Raw genomic sequence first — 725 nt, forward strand, 5'->3', positions numbered from 1 at the left:
TAGTAGTTTAATTTTAAATAGGTTTGAGTATAATATAAAAACATTAATTTATAGGAGGCTTTTTATGAAAATTGAGGAAATTCAAAAAATTTCAAAAGAACTTAGAAAAGATATTATTGAAATGATTTACAGGGCAAAATCAGGACATCCGGGAGGATCACTTTCGATTGCTGATATTCTGGCTGTGCTTTACTGGAAGGAAATGAATATTGACCCAAAAAATCCAAAAATGGAAAACAGAGACAGATTAGTTCTTAGTAAGGGGCATGCTGCTCCTGCACTGTATGCGGCTTTGATAGAAAAAGGATTTTTAGGAGATGAAGGAAAGAGCCTTATTCCAACACTTAGAAAATGGCACTCTCCGCTTCAAGGACATCCTGATATGAAAAAACTGGCTGGAGTTGAAATGTCAACAGGTTCTTTGGGACAAGGACTGTCTGCAGCAAACGGAATGGCTTTGAGTGCAAAAATTTACAATAATGATTACAGAGTTTATACAATCTTAGGAGATGGAGAGCTGCAGGAAGGGCAAGTTTGGGAAGCGGCTATGACTGCGTCACATTACAAGCTTGACAATTTAGTTGCGATAGTTGACTATAACAACTTGCAAATTGACGGAAAAGTTTCGGATGTAATGGATGTCGCTCCAGTTGGGGAAAAGTTCAAGGCTTTTAAATGGAATGTAATTGAAATTGACGGACACAATTATGAAGAAATCATAAATG

The 725-nt window shown here is 36.6% G+C and carries 1 protein-coding gene; it reads left to right on the plus strand.

The annotated features are described in order from the left end of the window. Nucleotides 1-64 precede the first annotated feature (64 nt). The coding region (locus HMPREF1552_RS11280; protein ID WP_051312010.1) for a transketolase at nt 65-725 on the plus strand (661 nt) is incomplete at its 3' end.

It is taken from the genome of Leptotrichia sp. oral taxon 879 str. F0557, from assembly GCF_000469385.1.
Classification (GTDB): domain Bacteria; phylum Fusobacteriota; class Fusobacteriia; order Fusobacteriales; family Leptotrichiaceae; genus Leptotrichia; species Leptotrichia mesophila.